Raw genomic sequence first — 17,212 nt, 5'->3', positions numbered from 1 at the left:
TCGACCGTTTTTTCCTGCCGGCCCTTGAGCGAGCCCTGTCCTGATGGAACAGGTGAACCGTATCGAGCAGGAACTCGACAGCTTCAAAGACACCTTGTCGGTCTACCGCGAGCAGCTTGAGCGCTGGTACAGCCGGGCGGCAGACCGGGCCAGCCACGCGGCCGACTTGCCCTCGCTGATGGGCATGGAGCGGCTGATCCGTTTCGGCGACAGCACCACTGTCGTCGGCGCCCGTGACGATGATTTTCTCTCCACGGTCGTCCAGTGCCCCCTGGGCGGCGTGATGACGATCGAGAGCAAGTTCGAGTCGGTGTACGACATCCCCTTGGGCCACATCGTGGTGGATGTGGTGGCGGTGGAGGGCGGCGAGGTTACGCCGGTCACTCTGGACGCCCGGGGCCTGGGGACCTTCAAGGGGGAGGCGGGCAAGTCCTATCGGGTTCACGTTCAGGGCGAGGTGTCCGCCAAGCAAATAGAGAACTTGTTTTCTTCCTACGATGGCTTGGCCGGTGATCTGACGGACTGGCTACGACACGAGTGGCAAGGGTTCAAGCCGCGATGGGCGCAGCAGTCCTTGGCGACGTCGGCGGCTGCGGTGGGGAACGGGTTGCTCGCCGGCAGTTGGGCGGCGATCGAGGGGGCGTGGGACAGCATCAGTCTGCTCTCGGACATCCTCAAGGACCCCGGTCAGTTTGTTGATCGGTTGGGTGAAAGCGCTGAGCAGTTGAAGAAGCTGGCGCAAGACACCCCGGCGGTGATGGCGAAGCTGCAACTGCTGGCCAGTGACGAAGCGGCGCTGTGCCTGTTGGTGCGCACTGCCAGTCTCTGGTTGGACATGTTGCCGCCCAGCGAAGTCGCCGGCGAAACGGCCGAAGCGCTCTCCACTGTGGTGGTGCAACTGGTGATCGACTTGCTGATCGGCGTGATCTTGACCTTTGCGGGGGCGGGGGCTGGGATCGCCTATCTATCGATGCGGTTGGCCAGGCATGGTGCAAGCCTGCTGAACGCCGTGCAGCGTTTCGTCAAGGCGATCTTCGCGGTGGTCAACGGCTTCATGACCTACGTGGACCGCTACAAAACCGTGGCGGCACGCGGCATCGCAGCGGGGATAAAAAAAGGCCGGATGCAACTGCGCTGGGATGCGCAGCGCAATACCACGCTGAAAAAACACGAACATCACGACGACGTCCCCGCCCAATCGAAAAACCCCAACGGCGACAGCGCCGATACCGCCGCCCAGACCCAGACCAGCGGCTGCCCGGTGTCAATGGTCACCGGCGAAGAACTACTGACCCTCGACGATGGCACCCTCGACGGCCGTTTGCCGTTCGTTTTCACCCGTTTATACCGCACCAGCGCCGCCGACCTGGACGTCGGCCTCGGGCGCGGCTGGAGCCATGCCCTGGCCCATCGCCTGGAGCTCGACGGCGAGCAGGTCACCTGGGTCGACCAGGAAAACCGTCGCACGCTTTTTCCATTGCCCACCACCCAGCGCCCGGCGATCCACAACAGCCTGGCCCGCGCAGCAATCTACCTGGGGGCCGAGCCGGACGAACTGATCGTCGCCCAACCGGGGGAAAACGCCCCGTTCCTGCACTTTCGCGACGGCCACCTGATCGCCCTCAGCGACCGCTACGACAACCGCCTGACCCTCCAGCGCAACATCCACGGCGACATTTGCCGCCTGGACAACGGTGCCGGGCGTTCCCTGCGCTTGCGCTACGAACAGCGCCACCTGATCGCCGTCGATTACCAGAGCTTCCACCCGGCCATCACCCTCGACGAGGCCTGGCGGACCGAGCAGACGCTGGTGTCCTACCGCTACGACGGACGTTTCCGACTGATCGAAGCGACCAATGCCGCCGGTGAAAGCGAACGCTACGACTACGACGACCAGCACGTCATCCTCCAGCGGCAACTGGCCGGCGGCGCGAGTTTTTATTGGGAGTGGCAAGGCGTCGGGCGGGCGTCCCGTTGCGTACGGCATTGGGCCTCGTTTGCGCAGATGGACAGCCGCTACACCTGGGGCGAGGACGGCAGCGTCACGGTCCGGCACCTGGATGGCAGCCAGGAAGTGTATGTCCACGACGACCGGGCGCGGCTGGTGCGCAAGGTCGAGCCCGACGGCGGCGAACACCTCAAGGCCTATGACGAACAGGGCCGGCTGATTGCCGAACAAGACCCGCTGGGGGCGGTCCGCGAATACCGCTACGACGACGTCGGACGGCTGCTGGCGTTGATTCCACCGGACGAGGCACCGACGTCCTACGAATACCGCAACGGTTTCCTGCACAGCCGTTCCCGTGGCAAGGCGGTGTGGACCTACCGCCGCAATGACCTTGGCGATGTGATCGCCAGCATCGACCCGGACGGCCAGCGTACGGAATATGCCTACGACGCCCACGGACAACTGCTGGCAAGGTACGACCCGGACGGCGGCGAACATCGCTTCACCTGGAGTCGCCTGGGCCAACTGACCGAAGAAATCCTGCCCGACGGCGGTCGGCGGTGTTTTTCCTACGATGCCCTGGGACGTTTGCTCAGCCGCCGGGACGAACACGGCGCCCTCACGCACTACCAATGGGACGCCGTCGGCCGACTGCTGCAAGTCACCCTGCCCACCGGCGCCATTCGGGCCTGGAGCTACAACGCCTACGGCAAGGTCATCGCCGAACGCGACGAGCAGGGCCGCACCACCCGCTACGAATACGCCGATGACCTGCACCTGGTCAGCCGTCGCCTGAACCCCGACGGTAGCGAGCTGAAGTACCGCTACGACTCGGCGCGGCTGTTGCTGACCGAGATCGAGAACGAATCCGGCGAACAATATCAGCTGGACTACACGCCCAACGGCTTGATCCGACAGCAAATCGGCTTCGACGGCCAACGCACCGCCTACGCCTACGACCTCAACGGCCACCTGCTGGAGAAAACCGAACACGGCGAGGACGGTTCGCAATGGGTCACCCGCTACCAGCGCGACGCGGCCGGACGGCTGCAACTCAAGACCTTGCCCGACGGCCAGGCCATCGAATACCGCTACGACGAACTGGGCCGGCTGGTCTACGTCGATGATGGCAGCGACCATCCGCTGGCCTTCGAATACGACGCTCAAGATCGGCTGATCACTGAGCACCAGGGCTGGGGCACCCTGCGTTATCGCTACGATGCCTGCGGACGCCTCAACCACCTGCGCCTGCCGGACGACAGCCAGCTCGACTACCACCACGCCCCGGGCGGCGCACTGACCGCCATCGACCTCAACGGCGCACGCCTGACCGAACACCGCTTTGACGGCAGCCGCGAACGGCAACGCCAGCAAGGCCAGTTGCTCAGTGACTACAGGTACGACGAACAGGGTCGCCTCAAGGCCCAGACCGCGTGGCAGAACCCACAGCAGCAACTGCTCTGGCGCGACTATACCTACAGCCCCAAGGGCAACCTGCAAACCCTTTCCGACCACCGAAACCGCCGCAGCTACCAGTACGATTCTCTAGATCGCCTGACCCGCATCGACTTTTCCCACAGCGAACCGCCGGAACACTTCAGCCACGACCCGGCCGGCAACCTGCTGATACAGGACCGCCCCGGCCCGACCACCCTCAAGGGCAACCGCCTGCTGAAGGAGGGCGACCGCCACTACGACTACGACGCCTTCGGCAACCTGATCCGCGAACGCCGCGGCGAGGCCCTGGTCAGCGCCTACCGCTACGACAGCCAACACCGCCTGATCGGCATCACCACGGCCGACGGCTGCGAAACCTCCTACCGCTACGACGCCTTCGGCCGACGCATCAGCAAGACCGTGGACGGCCTGACCACGGAGTTTTTCTGGCAAGGCGACCAGCTCGTCGCCGAAAACAGCCCGCGCCACCACCGCAGCTACGTCTACGAACCGGGCACCTTCCGTCCACTGGCGATGCTCAACGGCGAAGGCCCGGAAAACACCACGCCGTTCTACTACCACCTCGACCACCTGGGCACGCCCCAGGAACTGACCAACCCCGCCGGCCAGATCGTCTGGTCGGCGCGCTACAACGGCTACGGCAAAGTCACCGCACTCAGGCACGGCGACGGCGAGCAGCTTGAACAACCGCTGCGCTTCCAGGGCCAATACTTCGACCCCGAAAGCGGCCTGCACTACAACCGGCACCGCTACTACAATCCCGAGACTGGCCGCTATTTGACGCCTGACCCGAGCAAGTTGGTGGGTGGGCTCAATGGGTACCGGTACACCCTGAACCCGACGGGGTGGGTGGATCCGTTGGGGTTGGTGGATTGTCCGGGGAAGGGTGGGTGTAGGCCGGGGGTTGGGGATCAGGATCCGGCGGCGAAGGTTGGGGTGGATGAGGGGGAGCCGGCGCTGCCCAAGCCGACTGCCGCTGAGTTGGCCGAAAAAGAAGTCAGGCGTCTAGATCGGGAGCAAGGCATGCATATGGTGGGTAAGCATAGCCTTGCGGTTCCAGACCAGGTGTGGAAGCAGCGAGCCATTGATGGTACAGATCCCTTAACTGGTAGAACCCCTTCGCATAGGAAGGGGAATCCAAGTTCAAGGTTTAATAGTTGGGAGTTACAGCTAAAGGCCTATGAGTTAGCAATTGCAAAAAAAAATAGCGGGCATGAACTGCTGGTAGACAAAAGCGGAAGCAAATATCTACGGGCAGATCTACCGGGTGCGGGGAAAGGATACATTCCAAACTCCAAGGATCCAACCAATCCAAAACTGGTTGACATGAACCGTATAGAAATGAAATTTGATCGGGATACCGAAATTCCATTTACACTGTATCCAATAAAATAGGAAGTAATAAAGTGATCGATCCAAGCACCGGCCAGCCATATATACCCACGCCTGCATATTTTTTGGGTTGTTTTGATATATATGATCGAGAAGAAACGCTAGGGGAAGAGCTTGAAAAATATGACCCCAACAGCCCAGCGGACCGAGAGATATTAATCTTAAACTACTCGCTGTCTAAAAAATGGAAAATAACGTACAGGCAAAAATTTGCATTGTATAAAAGTTTAGAAGAAGCGTTGCAAGACAGTGATTATGATTTTCAGGCTTTACTAGAACACGATTGTCAGGAGTGCTCATCGCTACCCAACGGGTGGGACACAATGGACAATCCAAGAGTTTTTTTTGAAGATATATATAGACTGGCGAGTGAGCTGTGGGCGGATGATCTCCGTAAGGCGGAATCCGAGGATAGGTCTACTTGGTATTATGTATAGCTGAATTGACGAAAAGAGCTTTGGAGATTGGCGACACTTTCAATGATTTGTTTGAAGATATGGATACATATTTTGATCAAGAAATTCATGATCAGCGACACTTTATGGAAATATTGCTGAGCTGCCTCAAGCGCTATCAGTCATAGAATGCTCCAGAATCCTGAACTCATAGAGAAATTGCATTTGAGAAAGTCCAGAAGATACGGCTCGTATACACCTAATGGAAGTTCAACAGAAAGCCGTGCCGAAAACGTAAAGTCCCCCAAGCCGAGGCAGTGGTACGCTAACTGCAGCACCAAATTCAATAGTTTTCGAATACAGCATCAAGCCATAAATGAAGCACTGACCCGCGAAGCAAGAGGTCTTCCACGTTTTACCGGCGAAGACAAAAGAGGGAATCCAGTCGTGCGTATGTACATGCCAAAGGTTGGGCAAGGATACATACCAAACGTACATGACAGGGAAAACCCAATATTTCAAAGCGAAATTAATGTATTCGAAGTTAGGTTCGATTACGAAACGCTACGTCCGGTCACCGCTTATCCCGTAGGAGGTTTTGATGTTGATGCATCCGTTTCTTGATCGTCCCTATGATCCTCAGATCGGTCATTTTCTCGGCGGCTTCGAAATATATGATTGCGAAGAGACTCTGGGTGAGGAGTTATCGCAGTATGATCTCGAATGTGCCGAAGATCGGAAAAAGCTGATTTATAAGTACGTGGTTCATCGTTTTAGAAATCTAAGCTATCGTCACAAATTTTTATTTTTTTGTGTGCTCGCAATTGCACTCGACGATCCGGAGTATGATTTTGGTGAGGTGTTCGAACACGAAGTGGTTTCACATTCAGCCCTTCCGCCGGGATGGGATGAAATGGAGGATTGCAGAGTTTTCTTTGACGATGTCTATAAGTATTTAACAGAAGCGTGGGACGAGGATCTTCATAAGGCCAGCCAGGAAGATCCAGCAACCTGGTAGTTCCCGGAAGCGGAACGTCCCTTGCGACATTCCCACGCAGGAGCGTCGGAACGATCAACAAAATCCAATGGGGATTTTTTTGCTAACACGTTTCCCGGAAATATGAATAAAGAACTTCCTGAACTACATGATTTTTTTGGGGCCTATTTTCATCAGGATTGGTCAGCCGAGCATGAATCCGCTGAGCAAGTCCTTGAAGCCTTTCTAGCAGAGTCGGGCGTCGAGATACTGAAAACCGTTCAGCAAGAACTCGATGTCCTACTTGGCAAAAAGGAAAATGAATTGGAGTTGAGAGAGTATTTATTAAAAGAGTTAAGTTGCTATTACAGTTACTGGAATACATGGGAAGTCGGCAAGGTGTGGTTACGGCATATTGCTAGCAGGCTGAGCTCTAGAGTTGATAGTCTTTGCTGACCTATGGCTGATCAATACATCACCAAACCGCTTTCGTGGCGAGGGAGCTTGCTCCCGCTGGGCTGCGAAGCAGCCCTAAAAACAACCCACTCGGTCAGTCAGGCACACCGAGGCGTCGGTCAGAAGAGGGGGCTGCTGCGCAGCCCAGCGGGAGCAAGCTCCCTCGCCACAGGGGTAGCGCCAGGCGTTCGGGCCAATGCGGGACTCACTTACACCGACAACCCCAACTCCATCACAACCGCCCGCTCAGCCAACCCCTCCACCAAATACACACTCCCTCCCAAAATCTCCTTGGCATGGTGCTTGGCCTGCGAAGCCAGTTCCGCCAACTGGCTGGCATCCAACTCCCCACAAGCCTCGGCACGCAAGTGCACCACGCCAATCGACAATGACAACAACGCAAACTCCTGCCGAATCCCCTGCCGATTCAACGCCGTAAAGCATCCCGCCTCCAAATGCTCGGGGCGGTAGAAGCGCCGGCAGTGGGTTTGGAAGTCGCTGAGCAGCTGGTCGAGGCGCTTGCGCCAGTCGTCCGGGCCGAGGACCAGCAGGAAGTCGTCGCCGCCGATGTGGCCGACGAAGTCGCGGCTGGGGTCGATGCGTTCGTTCAGGCATTGGGCCAGGCACAGCAGGACTTCGTCGCCGCGGCCGTAGCCGTAGATGTCGTTGAAGGGTTTGAAACTGTCGATGTCCACGTAGCAGATCACCGATTCCTGCCGTTGTTGCAGCAGGCGCGTGAGGCATTGCTGGATCGGCACGTTGCCCGGCAGCAGGGTCAGTGGGTTGGCGTAGCGGGCCTGTTGGATTTTCAGTTCGGTGATGAGCTTGAGCACGTCGATCACCCGGCCCAGGCCCAGGTAGCCACCGTTGAGGGTGATGATGAAATCTTCTTCGATGCGTTGCCGGGCGCGGCTGGTGATCAGGCGGCTGACTTGTTGCAGCGACTGGTTCAACTCCACCGCCAGGAAGTCATCGCTCATCAGCCGACTGATGGGCTTGCGGGCGAACAGGTCGGTGGCAAAGGGCTTGAGCAAGGCGTCCGAGAGTGAATGGCGATGGACGATGCCACAGGGCTGGTTCTGATTGTCCAGCACCGCCAGGGAGTTGAGATTGGCCTGGCGCCGGAACGCTTCCAGCACGGAGGCTGTCGGCGTGTCGTGCGCCACCGCCGGCTGTTCGTTGAGCAGCGCACTGAGGTCGTTGACCTCATCATTCAGCGCCACCACGCCGCTGTCCTGCCGGGGCATCAGTGCCCTGGCATCGCGCGACGGTTGTTCCTGTGGCCGGGCCAGCAGATAGCCCTGGACCAGGTCGACGCCCATTTCGATCAGCACCGCCAGCTCTTCCGGCAGTTCGATGCCCTCGGCAATCACCTGGGCGCGGGAAGCCCGGGCGATTTTCAGGATCGAGCCGACGAACTCGCGCTTGAGGGCGTCCTGATGAATGCCGTCGATGAAGTGCCGGTCGATCTTCACATAGTCGGGGCGCAATTCGGACCACAGCCGCAGACTCGAATAACCGGCACCGAGGTCGTCCAAGGCAATCGAGAAACCCATCGCCCGGTAATGATGCAGGGCGGTTTGCAAGAGCTGGAAGTCATCGATGGGGGTCTGTTCGGTCAGTTCGATCACCACCTGGCTGGGGGCGATGCCGAAGTCTTGCAGCAATTGCAGCGTGCGTCCCGTCTGGTGCGCGGATTCCAGCAGGGATTCGGGCGAAACGTTGAGAAACAGCTTGCCCGGCAGCTTTTGCTCATTGAAGCGTTGGCAGGCGCTGCGGCGGCAGGCCAGTTCCAGCTCGCTAAGGCGTCCGGCTTGGCGCGCTACCGAAAGCAATGCGATAGGGGAGTGCAGCGGGCTGTTGGAAGGGCCGCGGGTCAAGGCTTCATAGCCCACGATGCGCCGTTCGGAAAGGCAGATGATCGGTTGGAACAGGCTGTGCAAACCGCTTTGAGCCAGGATCGAACTCAAGGCACTCAGCTGTTCTGTCGTGGTCATGGCAATCTCTGGCGATAAAAAAAGGACCGGGTGCGGGGCACCCAGTCCTGTATTTCACGACAGACTGATGTCAGTTTGATGACACTCCGACGAGCATCACCATTAAATGGCCATCATCTTAGTGCTTGGCGATCGCCGTGTTGAGTTTCAGGTAATCCAGCAGGATCCGCCCGGTCTCGCTCAGGTAGGCGTCGTCTTCCGGCTTGGTTTTCTCCGGCTCGGTGATCAGGTCTTCGTCCTCTTTCTTCAGCTCTTTGAGCGGTTCTTCGCCCTTGGCCTTGCGACGCAGGTTTTCCATGGCCAGTTGCTTGGCCTCGATGTCGGCATGCTGCGCCCGACGGTCGGCTTCGTTGAGGGTGACGGTTTTTTCCATCATCAATTTCTGCGCCAGGGCCAGCTTGTCGCGGATAAACACGAACTCCGCGTCCTGGGACGAACGTGCGTCATGGTCCGACTTGAGTTGGGCCAGGAACGGCTTGAACGGGTCCACGGCCGGTTTGATCGCCGGCCGGATGGTGTCCCATGGCATGGCTTCGGGCAGGGCGCTTTCACCGATTTCCTTGGTGTCGATGATCGACGGGTAATCGATGTCAGGCAGCACGCCCTGGTGCTGGGTGCTCTGGCCGGACACCCGGTAGAACTTCGCCAGGGTCAGCTTCAGTTCGCCGTGGTTGAGCGGCTGGATGGTCTGCACGGTGCCTTTGCCGAAGGTCTGGCCACCGATGATCAACGCACGGTGATAGTCCTGCATGGCGCCGGCGAAAATCTCCGAGGCCGACGCCGACAGGCGGTTGACCAGCAAGGCCATCGGCCCCTTGTAGAACGCGCCCGGATTTTCATCTTCCAGCACATCCACTCGGCCATCGGCGTTGCGCACGAGCACGGTCGGGCCCTTGTCGATGAACAGGCTGGTCAGTTCGGTGGCTTCCTGCAGGGAGCCGCCGCCGTTGTTGCGCAAGTCGATGACCACGCCGTCGACTTTTTCCTTTTGCAGTTCGGTCAGCAGTTTCTTGACGTCGCGGGTGGTGCTCTTGTAGTTCGGATCCCCGGCGCGGAAGGCCTTGAAGTCCAGGTAGAAAGCCGGGATCTCGATGATGCCGAGCTTGTAGTCCTTGCCGTCCTGCTTGAGGTTGAGGACCGATTTCTTCGCCGCCTGTTCTTCCAGCTTCACCGCTTCGCGGGTGATGGCCACGATCTTGCTGGTCTGGTCGTTCGGCGCATTGCTGGCCGGGATGACTTCCAGGCGCACCACCGAGCCTTTCGGGCCACGGATCAGCTTGACCACTTCGTCCAGGCGCCAGCCGACCACGTCGACCATTTCCTTGTTGCCTTGGGCGACGCCGATGATCTTGTCCGCCGGGCTGACCTGCTTGGTCTTGTCCGCCGGGCCTGCCGGAACAAGGCGCACGATTTTCACCTGGTCGTTGTCGCTCTGCAGCACCGCACCGATGCCTTCCAGGGACAGGCTCATGTTGATGTCGAAGTTTTCCGCGTTATCTGGCGACAGATAATTGGTGTGCGGGTCGTAGGACATGGCGAAGGTATTGATGTACGCCTGGAAAATATCCTCGGCGCGGGTCTGGTCCAGGCGCGCCAACTGGTTCTTGTAGCGCTTGGTCAGGGTTTCCTGGATCTGCTTGGAGTCCTTGCCGGCGATCTTCATGCGCAGCACTTCGTCCTTGACGCGCTTGCGCCACAGGTCATCGAGTTCGGCCGTGCTTTTGAGCCAAGGGGCGTCCTTGCGGTCGACCTGCAAGGTTTCCTTGGCATTGAAGTCGATTTTGTCGACGCCTTTGTTCAGTTCGGCCAGGGTGTAGTCCAGGCGCGCCTTCACGCGGTCCAGGTAACGCTTGTAGATGGTGAACCCGGCGTTCAGGTCGCCGCTCTTGAGGAAGTCGTCGAACTGGGTTTTCCACTTGTCGAATTCAGCGATGTCGCTGGCCAGGAAGTAACTGCGCGATGGATCGAGCAGCTTCAAGTAGCTGTCGTAGATGATGACCGAGCGCGCGTCATCGAGCGGTGGCTTGCTGTAGTGATGGCGCTTGAGCAATTCGACGACGTTAAGGCTGGCAATCACTTCGTCGCGATCGGGCTGAAGCTTGTCCCAGCTGTTGGCTGCGAACGTATCGTTCGACAACGGTAACAGGCCGAGGCCAATGACGAGCGCGAGGGCGGTGCTGGGGAACAGGTGCTTCATGCTGATTCGACGCAGGGACAATTGATAACGCATATTAGGCCGTCTTTGAAGTCGCCGGTTCCATGTGGCCCGGGCGCATAATGCAAGAAAGCCCGGCGTTGAAGCAGCGGGCCCAGTCGAGACTCACTATGGAGGCACCGTGAAAGCATTGCAAGGCGTTGAAGGCCAAGTGGTATGGGCTGATGAGCCAAGTCCGGCATGTGATGTCGGGCAAGTTCGCATCCGTGTGGCGGCCGCCGGCCTGAATCGGGCCGATTTGTTGCAAAAAGCCGGACTTTACCCGCCGCCACCCGGCGCCAGCCAAGTGTTGGGGTTGGAGTGTTCGGGGGTGATCAGCGAGGTGGGGCCGGGCTCGTCCTGGCAGGTGGGCGACCGCGTTTGCGCGTTGCTGGCCGGCGGCGGGATGGCCGAGGAGGTGGTGGTCGATGGCCGGCATGTGCTGCCGGTGCCGGAGGGCTTGTCACTGGCTGAAGCGGCCGCGCTGCCTGAGGTCTACAGCACCGCGTGGCTGAATCTGTTCCAGTTGGCAGCGCTCAAACCGGGCGAAAAAGTGCTGCTGCACGCCGGCGCCAGCGGCGTTGGTTCGGCCGCTATCCAGCTGTGCAAGGCCTTTGGCAACCCGTGCTGGGTCAGTGTCGGTTCGGCCGAACGGCTGGCCTATTGCGAGGCCCTGGGCGCCCAAGGCGGTGTAATCCGTACCGATGGCCTGGAGAGTCTGAACGACCTCGGTCCCTTCGATGTGATCCTCGATCCGGTGGGCGGCAGCTACGCCAAACTCAACGTGAAACTTTTGTCAGTTGACGGTCGCTGGGTGTTGATCGGCCTGATGGGCGGGCGCACGACCGAGCTTGATCTGGCCCAGGTGCTGGGCAAGCGTATCCAACTGCTCGGCTCGACCTTGCGCAGCCGCGACGAGCAGTTCAAGGCCGACCTGATCAGCGAACTGGGGCAACAGGTGTGGCCGCTGTTTGCCGACAAACGCCTGAGCCCGCAACTGGCCCGGACCTTTGCGATCAAGGATGCCGAGGCGGCGTTTGCCGAGCTGGCAACCAACAGGGTGTCCGGGAAATTGGTGCTGCTGATCGATGAAAGCCTGAGCTGATTCCCGAAGCTGGGTGCGAACTTGTGGGAGCAAAGCTTGCTCGCGAAAACGATGGATCAGTTTGCATTGATGCTGAATGTACGGCCGCCATCGCGGGCAAGCCTTGCTCCCACATGAGGCTTCGGGTGCTCATAGAGCCGGTGTTCACTCCAAATTCCTTGTGGGAGCTGAGCCAAGGCCTCCTATCGACGGTGGCTTGCAACGCTCACCCGCGATCACGGGCAAGCCGACCTTCGGTCGGCAGCCCGTATCCGATGCGCGCGTCCTGCTAGCGTTAACTAATGGGGATGGGGTAACCGCAGCTTTCATTTCACCCGTGAGGTGAAGAGGTTGATCATGGCCATCGCCGAATGGCGCATGCAGGGCGTCGAATTCATTGCCTGCAACTGCAATTGGGGCTGCCCCTGCCAATTCAATGCGCCACCGACCCACGGCCACTGCCAGGCGGTGGCGTCGATGCGAGTGGAACACGGGTATTTCAATCAGGTGGCGCTGGACGGCTTGTGCTGGGCCGCCACCTTCGCTTGGCCGGGCGCCATCCACGAGGGCAACGGCAGTTGTCAGGTGTTCATCGACGAACGTGCCGACGAGGCGCAACGCCAGGCCCTGCTGACCATTCTTTCTGGCTTGGAGAGCGACCCTGGGGCCAACGTGTTCCAGGTGTTCAGCAGCACCATGACTGAAGCGTTCGATCCGCTGTTCGTGCCCATCACCCTATCCATCGATGTCGACCAGCGCTTGGCGCACCTGGACATTCCAGGCGTGTTGCAGGCCAGCGGCGAGCCGATCCGCAGCCCGATCGACGGCTCACCGCATCGCGTCCGCCTGTCTCTGCCCGAGGGTTTCGAGTTCCATGAGGCCGAAGTCGCCAGCGGCAGCTATCAGACGCATTCAGCCCTCAAGCTGCAATCCCAGGGCAGTCATAGCCACCTCGCCCACGTGCACTTCACTGGTCACGGCATAGAGCCGTAGCGATGGCAGAACCTCAGGCGGCGGCCCCGGGCAAGCGGCTGACAGGCGAGCAGTGGCTCCTGCTGCTCTGTCTGCTCGGGCTGACCGCCCTGGCCTGGCTGACACTGCTGCGCATGGCCCGCGACATGAGTGCGCCGGGCGGCATGGCGGATGCAGCTATGGCTGGCATGATCATGCCCTGGAGCCCGGCCGATGCGCTGCTGATGTTCGCCATGTGGACGGTGATGATGATCGGCATGATGCTGCCCAGCGCCCTGCCCATGTTGCTGATCTACCAGCAGATGCTGCGCAAGCGCATGCCGACACCGCAGCGACACCTGGCCCTGCTGCTGTTCTGCAGTGCCTATGGCCTGGTCTGGGCCGGCTTCGCCCTCGGCGCCACGGCGTTGCAATGGGCGCTTGAGCAGCTCGCCTTGCTCAGCCCGGGAATGCGCACCACCAGTACCGCGCTGGGCGCCGGCCTGTTGCTGGTCGCTGGGGTTTATCAGTGGCTGCCAGGCAAGGCGGCCTGCCTTGAGCATTGTCGCGGGCCGCTGCATTTTCTTCTCGGCTACTGGCGCCCCGACGTGCTCGGCGGGTGGCGCATGGGCCTGGCCCATGGCGCTTACTGCCTGGGCTGCTGCTGGGCGCTGATGGGCCTGCTGTTCGTGGTCGGGGTGATGAACCTGCTTTGGGTGGCAGTGATCGGCGCCTTCATCTTGCTGGAAAAAAACTTGCCCCAGGGACGCAGGCTCAGTCGTCTCTGCGGTGTGTTGTTGATCGGCTGGAGTTTTTGGCTGCTGCTAGGTTGAACCTGTGGGCGAGCAAGCTCGCTGCCACAGGTCTTGTATTCGCAGGCATGGATCGCCCCCGTGGCGAGGGAGCTTGCTCCCGCTGGGTGGCGCAGCCGCCCCAATCGGGACGACGCAACTATCCAGGTAGACCGCGTCAGCCGGTTTACGACTGCTTCGCAGCCGAGCGGGAGCAAGCTCCCTCGCCACAGGGGCCGGAGTTTTTTCCCGTCCGGTGTTTATTTCCAGGTATGAATCGGCCAGCCGGCCGATTCGGCATGGGCCTTCAATACCGGGTCGGGGTTCACCACGTGCGGATGATCGACCTTGAGCAACAGCGGCAAGTCATTGCGCGAGTCGGAATAAAAACTCGCGCCTTCCAGGTTCTCTTCCTCGGCATCCAGCCAGTCCAGCAGCCGGGCGATCTTGCCTTCGCGGTAGGTCAGGGTGCCGACGGTCTGGCCGCTGTACACCCCATGGGCCACTTCCAGTTCGATGGCCAGGATTTCGTCGATGCCCAGGCGTTCGGCAATCGGCTTGACCAAGTGTGTGCCCGAGGCGGAAATCACCAGGATCCGGTCACCAGCCTTGCGGTGCTCAGCGATGGCCTTGGTGGCGTCGCTGAAGATGATCGGCTCGATGAAATCTTCCACCCATGGCGCCACCAGATGTTCGATCTCCTCGGGCGTGCGGCCGATCATCGGCTCCAGGCTGAAATCCATGTACGTTTCCATGCTCAACTTGCCGTGGCTGTAGGCGTCCATCAGCTCGTTGTTGCGCCGCATGAACGACTCGGGATCGACCCAGCCCAGGCGTCCCATCTGTTCGCTCCAGAGGGTGGCGCAGTCGCCGTGGATCAGGGTTTCGTCCAGATCAAAAATTGCCAGGGCCATCAGCGCGTTTCCTTTTCAAAATCAGTTTCAAAATCAACAAAGCCGTCAGGCTACCTCACACAGCGCCGACGGATCGATGGAAAGTGACAACCGTGCGCCATCGGGGTGCAGGTCGGCGGCCGAACGATTGAGCACATCCACCACCAATTCCACGCCACGGGCCTCGACCCGGTAGCGGATGACGTTGCCCAGCAGACTGTGACTGCGGATCAGCGCATCGGCCTCGCCATTGCGGCTCAGCTCGATGGCTTCCGGGCGGATGGCGATGCGGCCACTCACCGGCCGCTGCAGCAGTTTGCTCGCGCTGTCGGCGTCCAGCAGGTTGTAGTTGCCGATGAAGCCGGCGGCAAAGACATCGACTGGCGCCGTGTAAAGGGTTTCGGCATCGCCGCTTTGTACGATCTTTCCCTGGTTCATCAGGAAAATCCGGTCAGACATGGTCAGGGCTTCTTCCTGATCGTGTGTGACGAAGATCGTGGTCAGGCCCAACTCACGCTGGATCTGTCGGATCTGTTCGCGCAAGTGCTTGCGAATCCGCGCATCCAGGGCCGACAGCGGCTCGTCCAGCAGCAACAGGCGCGGCCGTGTGACCAGGGAGCGGGCCAGTGCGACGCGCTGGCATTGGCCGCCGGAGAGTTGATGGGGATAGCGTGCGGCAAAATCATGCAGCTCCACCAGGCGCAGGATCTCCAGTACGCGCTGGCGGCTATCCCCGGCATCGACCTTCTGCATGCGCAGGCCGAAGGCGACGTTCTGCTCCACGGTCATGTTGGGAAACAAGGCGTAGCTCTGGAAAACCATGCCGATGCCGCGTTTCTGTGGGCTCAGCGGGACGATGTCTTGTCCGTCGAGGATGATCTGGCCGGCATCCACCGCAGTCAGGCCGGCGATGCAGCGCAACAGCGTGGATTTGCCGCAACCGGAAGGGCCGAGGAGGGTGACGAATTCGCCCTTGCCGATCTCGCAGTTGATGTCGCTGAACACCGGCGTGCCGGCGTAGCTTTTTTGCAGGTGTTGGACGCTGACGTAGCTCATTGGCTTTTGTCCTTGCTCAAGATGTTGGCCGCCCAGGTCAGGACCAGTACGAAGAAGAAATAGGAAATCACCAGCGCACTGGTGAAGTGACCGCTGCTGTTGCGCATGTTGTTCAGGTACACCTGCAGGGTTTCATAGCGGGTGCCGACGAGAATGTTGGCAAACACGAACTCGCCGAACAGGAACGAAAAGGACAGCAGCAGCGCCACCATCAGGCCCTTGCGCAGGTTCGGCAGCACCACCAGGAACGCGGCCTGGAAGGTGCTGGCGCCGAGCAGTTGGGCAGCGTCCATCAAGTCGCGCAGGTTGATCGCTTGCAGGTTGTTGGTGATCGCCCGGTACATGAAGGGCAGGGCGACGGTGAAGTAGCAACCGATCAGGATCCACGGCGTACCGACCATCGCCAGCGGCCCGGAACCATAGAGTTGCAAAAGCCCCACCGACGACACCACCGGCGGCACCGCGAAGGGCAGCAGGATCAGGATGTTCATCAGCGCGTCGAGCTTGGGAAAGTGGTAATGCACCACGAACAGCAACGGCAGGATCAACACCACCGAGAGGACCAGCGCACCGACACAGACCAGCAGCGACTGACCGAAGGCGTGGAGAAAACGCGGATCGCTCCACAACTGCACATACCATTTGAAGGTGAAGCCGCTGGGCAGCACGGTGGCCGACCAACTGCTGGCGATGGAGTAGACGAGTGTGCCGGCCAGGGGCAGCAGCAGGATGGCGAACAGCAGGTACACCACCACCCGATGATAAAGCCCGACGGAGCCCGGTTCAGCGCGAGACATGGTAGCTCCTCTTGAGCAGCAACTGATGGACGACGGTCACCACGGTCATCAACGCCACCAGTATCACGGCCAGGGCACTGGCCATGTTCGGGTCGAGGGAAATGTCGCCGGAGACCATGGCGGCGATGCGGATCGGCAGCACGTTGAAGTTGCCGGTGGTCAGCGCGTAGACCGTGGCGTAGGCGCCGAGGGCGTTGGCCAGCAGGATCACGAAAGTGCCCAGCAGCGCCGGGGTCAGCACCGGCAAGCCGATGTGCCGCCAGAACTGCCAGCCGTTGGCGCCGAGCAACTCGGCGGACTCGCGCCAGTCTTCGCGCAGGGCGTCGAAGGCTGGATAGAGCAGCAGCACGCCCAGGGGAATCTGGAAGTAGGTGTAGAGAATGATCAGCCCGGTTTTCGAATACAGGTTGAAATCCTCGATGATCCCCGCCTGCTTGAGCATGAGCGTGATGCTGCCGTTGAACCCCAGCAAGATGATGAAAGCGAAGGCCAGGGGCACGCCGGCGAAGTTGCTGGTCATGTTGGCGAAGGCGTTGACGAAGTTGCGCAGCCGCGAATCCACCCGGCGCAGCGAATAGCTGCCGAGCACGGCAATGACGATGCCGAACACGCTGGACCAGAAGCTGATCTCCAGGCTGTGCTGGATTGCCTGCCGATAAAACTTCGAACTGAAGATTTTGCTGAAGTTGGCCAGGCCCCAGCCGAACTCCTCCGATTCCAGGCTGTTGACCAGCACCCAGAGCAGCGGGGCGATCTGGAACACGATGAAGAAAATCGCGAAGGGCACCAGGCACAACGCTGCCAGCCATTTGCCGCGCGTCATG

At 60.1% G+C, this 17,212-nt stretch carries 13 protein-coding genes; 7 read left to right on the top strand and 6 right to left on the bottom strand.

The window, feature by feature from the left end:
- Positions 1 to 43 precede the first annotated feature (43 nt).
- From HU715_RS15625 to HU715_RS15610, 4 genes are all read left to right on the top strand, one after another.
- Positions 44 to 4,801 carry an RHS repeat-associated core domain-containing protein gene (locus HU715_RS15625; RefSeq protein ID WP_217884316.1) on the top strand — a complete coding sequence of 1,586 codons (4,758 nt, stop codon included), beginning with the start codon at positions 44 to 46 and terminating at the stop codon, positions 4,799 to 4,801.
- Positions 4,802 to 4,812: 11 nt separating this feature from the next.
- Positions 4,813 to 5,235 (top strand): hypothetical protein, encoded by a 423-nt coding sequence (locus HU715_RS15620; RefSeq protein WP_186710142.1) that lies wholly within the window; start codon positions 4,813 to 4,815, stop codon positions 5,233 to 5,235.
- 559 nt (positions 5,236 to 5,794) lie between these two features.
- A complete protein-coding gene (locus HU715_RS15615) occupies positions 5,795 to 6,211 on the top strand; it encodes a hypothetical protein (protein ID WP_186710141.1) in 417 nt (138 codons plus the stop codon).
- A 102-nt stretch (positions 6,212 to 6,313) separates the two neighbouring features.
- A complete protein-coding gene (locus HU715_RS15610) occupies positions 6,314 to 6,625 on the top strand; it encodes a contact-dependent growth inhibition system immunity protein (RefSeq protein ID WP_186710140.1) in 312 nt (103 codons plus the stop codon).
- A gap of 209 nt (positions 6,626 to 6,834) precedes the next feature.
- Here HU715_RS15610 and HU715_RS15605 read toward each other — a convergent pair whose 3' ends face one another.
- Positions 6,835 to 8,622, bottom strand: coding sequence for a bifunctional diguanylate cyclase/phosphodiesterase (locus tag HU715_RS15605; RefSeq protein ID WP_186710139.1), 1,788 nt, complete (start codon positions 8,620 to 8,622; stop codon positions 6,835 to 6,837).
- A 118-nt stretch (positions 8,623 to 8,740) separates the two neighbouring features.
- Complete coding sequence (locus HU715_RS15600; RefSeq protein ID WP_186710148.1) at positions 8,741 to 10,819, bottom strand: carboxy terminal-processing peptidase; 2,079 nt, start codon at positions 10,817 to 10,819, stop codon at positions 8,741 to 8,743.
- Between the two features lie 139 nt (positions 10,820 to 10,958).
- Here HU715_RS15600 and HU715_RS15595 point away from each other — a divergent pair, with 139 nt between their 5' ends.
- The 3 genes from HU715_RS15595 to HU715_RS15585 all read left to right on the top strand — a co-directional run bounded on the left by HU715_RS15595 (position 10,959) and on the right by HU715_RS15585 (position 13,684).
- The gene (locus tag HU715_RS15595; protein WP_186710138.1) at positions 10,959 to 11,921 is read left to right on the top strand and encodes a zinc-binding dehydrogenase; all 963 of its coding nucleotides are present in this window, start codon (positions 10,959 to 10,961) and stop codon (positions 11,919 to 11,921) included.
- A gap of 336 nt (positions 11,922 to 12,257) precedes the next feature.
- A complete protein-coding gene (locus tag HU715_RS15590; RefSeq protein ID WP_186710137.1) occupies positions 12,258 to 12,893 on the top strand; it encodes a DUF1326 domain-containing protein in 636 nt (211 codons plus the stop codon).
- A 2-nt stretch (positions 12,894 to 12,895) separates the two neighbouring features.
- The gene (locus HU715_RS15585; RefSeq protein WP_186710135.1) at positions 12,896 to 13,684 is read left to right on the top strand and encodes a DUF2182 domain-containing protein; all 789 of its coding nucleotides are present in this window, start codon (positions 12,896 to 12,898) and stop codon (positions 13,682 to 13,684) included.
- Between the two features lie 218 nt (positions 13,685 to 13,902).
- Here HU715_RS15585 and HU715_RS15580 read toward each other — a convergent pair whose 3' ends face one another.
- From HU715_RS15580 to HU715_RS15565, 4 genes are read right to left on the bottom strand one after another with little or no spacing between them, the layout of a single operon-like run.
- Positions 13,903 to 14,556, bottom strand: a complete 654-nt coding sequence (locus tag HU715_RS15580; RefSeq protein WP_186710133.1) for an HAD family hydrolase — start codon at positions 14,554 to 14,556, stop codon at positions 13,903 to 13,905.
- 45 nt (positions 14,557 to 14,601) lie between these two features.
- The gene (locus HU715_RS15575; RefSeq protein WP_186710131.1) at positions 14,602 to 15,591 is read right to left on the bottom strand and encodes an ABC transporter ATP-binding protein; all 990 of its coding nucleotides are present in this window, start codon (positions 15,589 to 15,591) and stop codon (positions 14,602 to 14,604) included.
- Entirely contained in the window at positions 15,588 to 16,388 is an 801-nt protein-coding gene (locus tag HU715_RS15570; RefSeq protein WP_186710129.1) for an ABC transporter permease, read from the bottom strand. The genes HU715_RS15575 and HU715_RS15570 overlap by 4 nt, the downstream gene beginning before the upstream one ends.
- Positions 16,375 to 17,211, bottom strand: a complete 837-nt coding sequence (locus HU715_RS15565; RefSeq protein ID WP_186710146.1) for an ABC transporter permease — start codon at positions 17,209 to 17,211, stop codon at positions 16,375 to 16,377. Before HU715_RS15565 ends, HU715_RS15570 begins: the two co-directional genes overlap by 14 nt.
- Position 17,212: the final 1 nt, after the last annotated feature.

It is taken from the genome of Pseudomonas zanjanensis, from assembly GCF_014268745.2.
In the GTDB taxonomy this organism is placed as follows: Bacteria; Pseudomonadota; Gammaproteobacteria; order Pseudomonadales; family Pseudomonadaceae; genus Aquipseudomonas; species Aquipseudomonas zanjanensis.
This window is presented reverse-complemented; position numbering and strand designations above follow the sequence as displayed.

Bases quoted from the DNA above. Each gene is read 5' to 3' on its own strand.
- HU715_RS15570 (WP_186710129.1), bottom strand. From the start codon at position 16,388: ATGTCTCGCGCTGAACCGGGCTCCGTCGGGCTTTATCATCGGGTGGTG.
- HU715_RS15625 (WP_217884316.1), top strand. From the start codon at position 44: ATGGAACAGGTGAACCGTATCGAGCAGGAACTCGACAGCTTCAAAGAC.
- HU715_RS15610 (WP_186710140.1), top strand. From the start codon at position 6,314: ATGAATAAAGAACTTCCTGAACTACATGATTTTTTTGGGGCCTATTTT.
- HU715_RS15580 (WP_186710133.1), bottom strand. From the start codon at position 14,556: ATGGCCCTGGCAATTTTTGATCTGGACGAAACCCTGATCCACGGCGAC.
- HU715_RS15600 (WP_186710148.1), bottom strand. From the start codon at position 10,819: ATGAAGCACCTGTTCCCCAGCACCGCCCTCGCGCTCGTCATTGGCCTC.
- HU715_RS15565 (WP_186710146.1), bottom strand. From the start codon at position 17,211: ATGACGCGCGGCAAATGGCTGGCAGCGTTGTGCCTGGTGCCCTTCGCG.
- HU715_RS15575 (WP_186710131.1), bottom strand. From the start codon at position 15,591: ATGAGCTACGTCAGCGTCCAACACCTGCAAAAAAGCTACGCCGGCACG.
- HU715_RS15605 (WP_186710139.1), bottom strand. From the start codon at position 8,622: ATGACCACGACAGAACAGCTGAGTGCCTTGAGTTCGATCCTGGCTCAA.
- HU715_RS15585 (WP_186710135.1), top strand. From the start codon at position 12,896: ATGGCAGAACCTCAGGCGGCGGCCCCGGGCAAGCGGCTGACAGGCGAG.
- HU715_RS15615 (WP_186710141.1), top strand. From the start codon at position 5,795: ATGTTGATGCATCCGTTTCTTGATCGTCCCTATGATCCTCAGATCGGT.
- HU715_RS15590 (WP_186710137.1), top strand. From the start codon at position 12,258: ATGGCCATCGCCGAATGGCGCATGCAGGGCGTCGAATTCATTGCCTGC.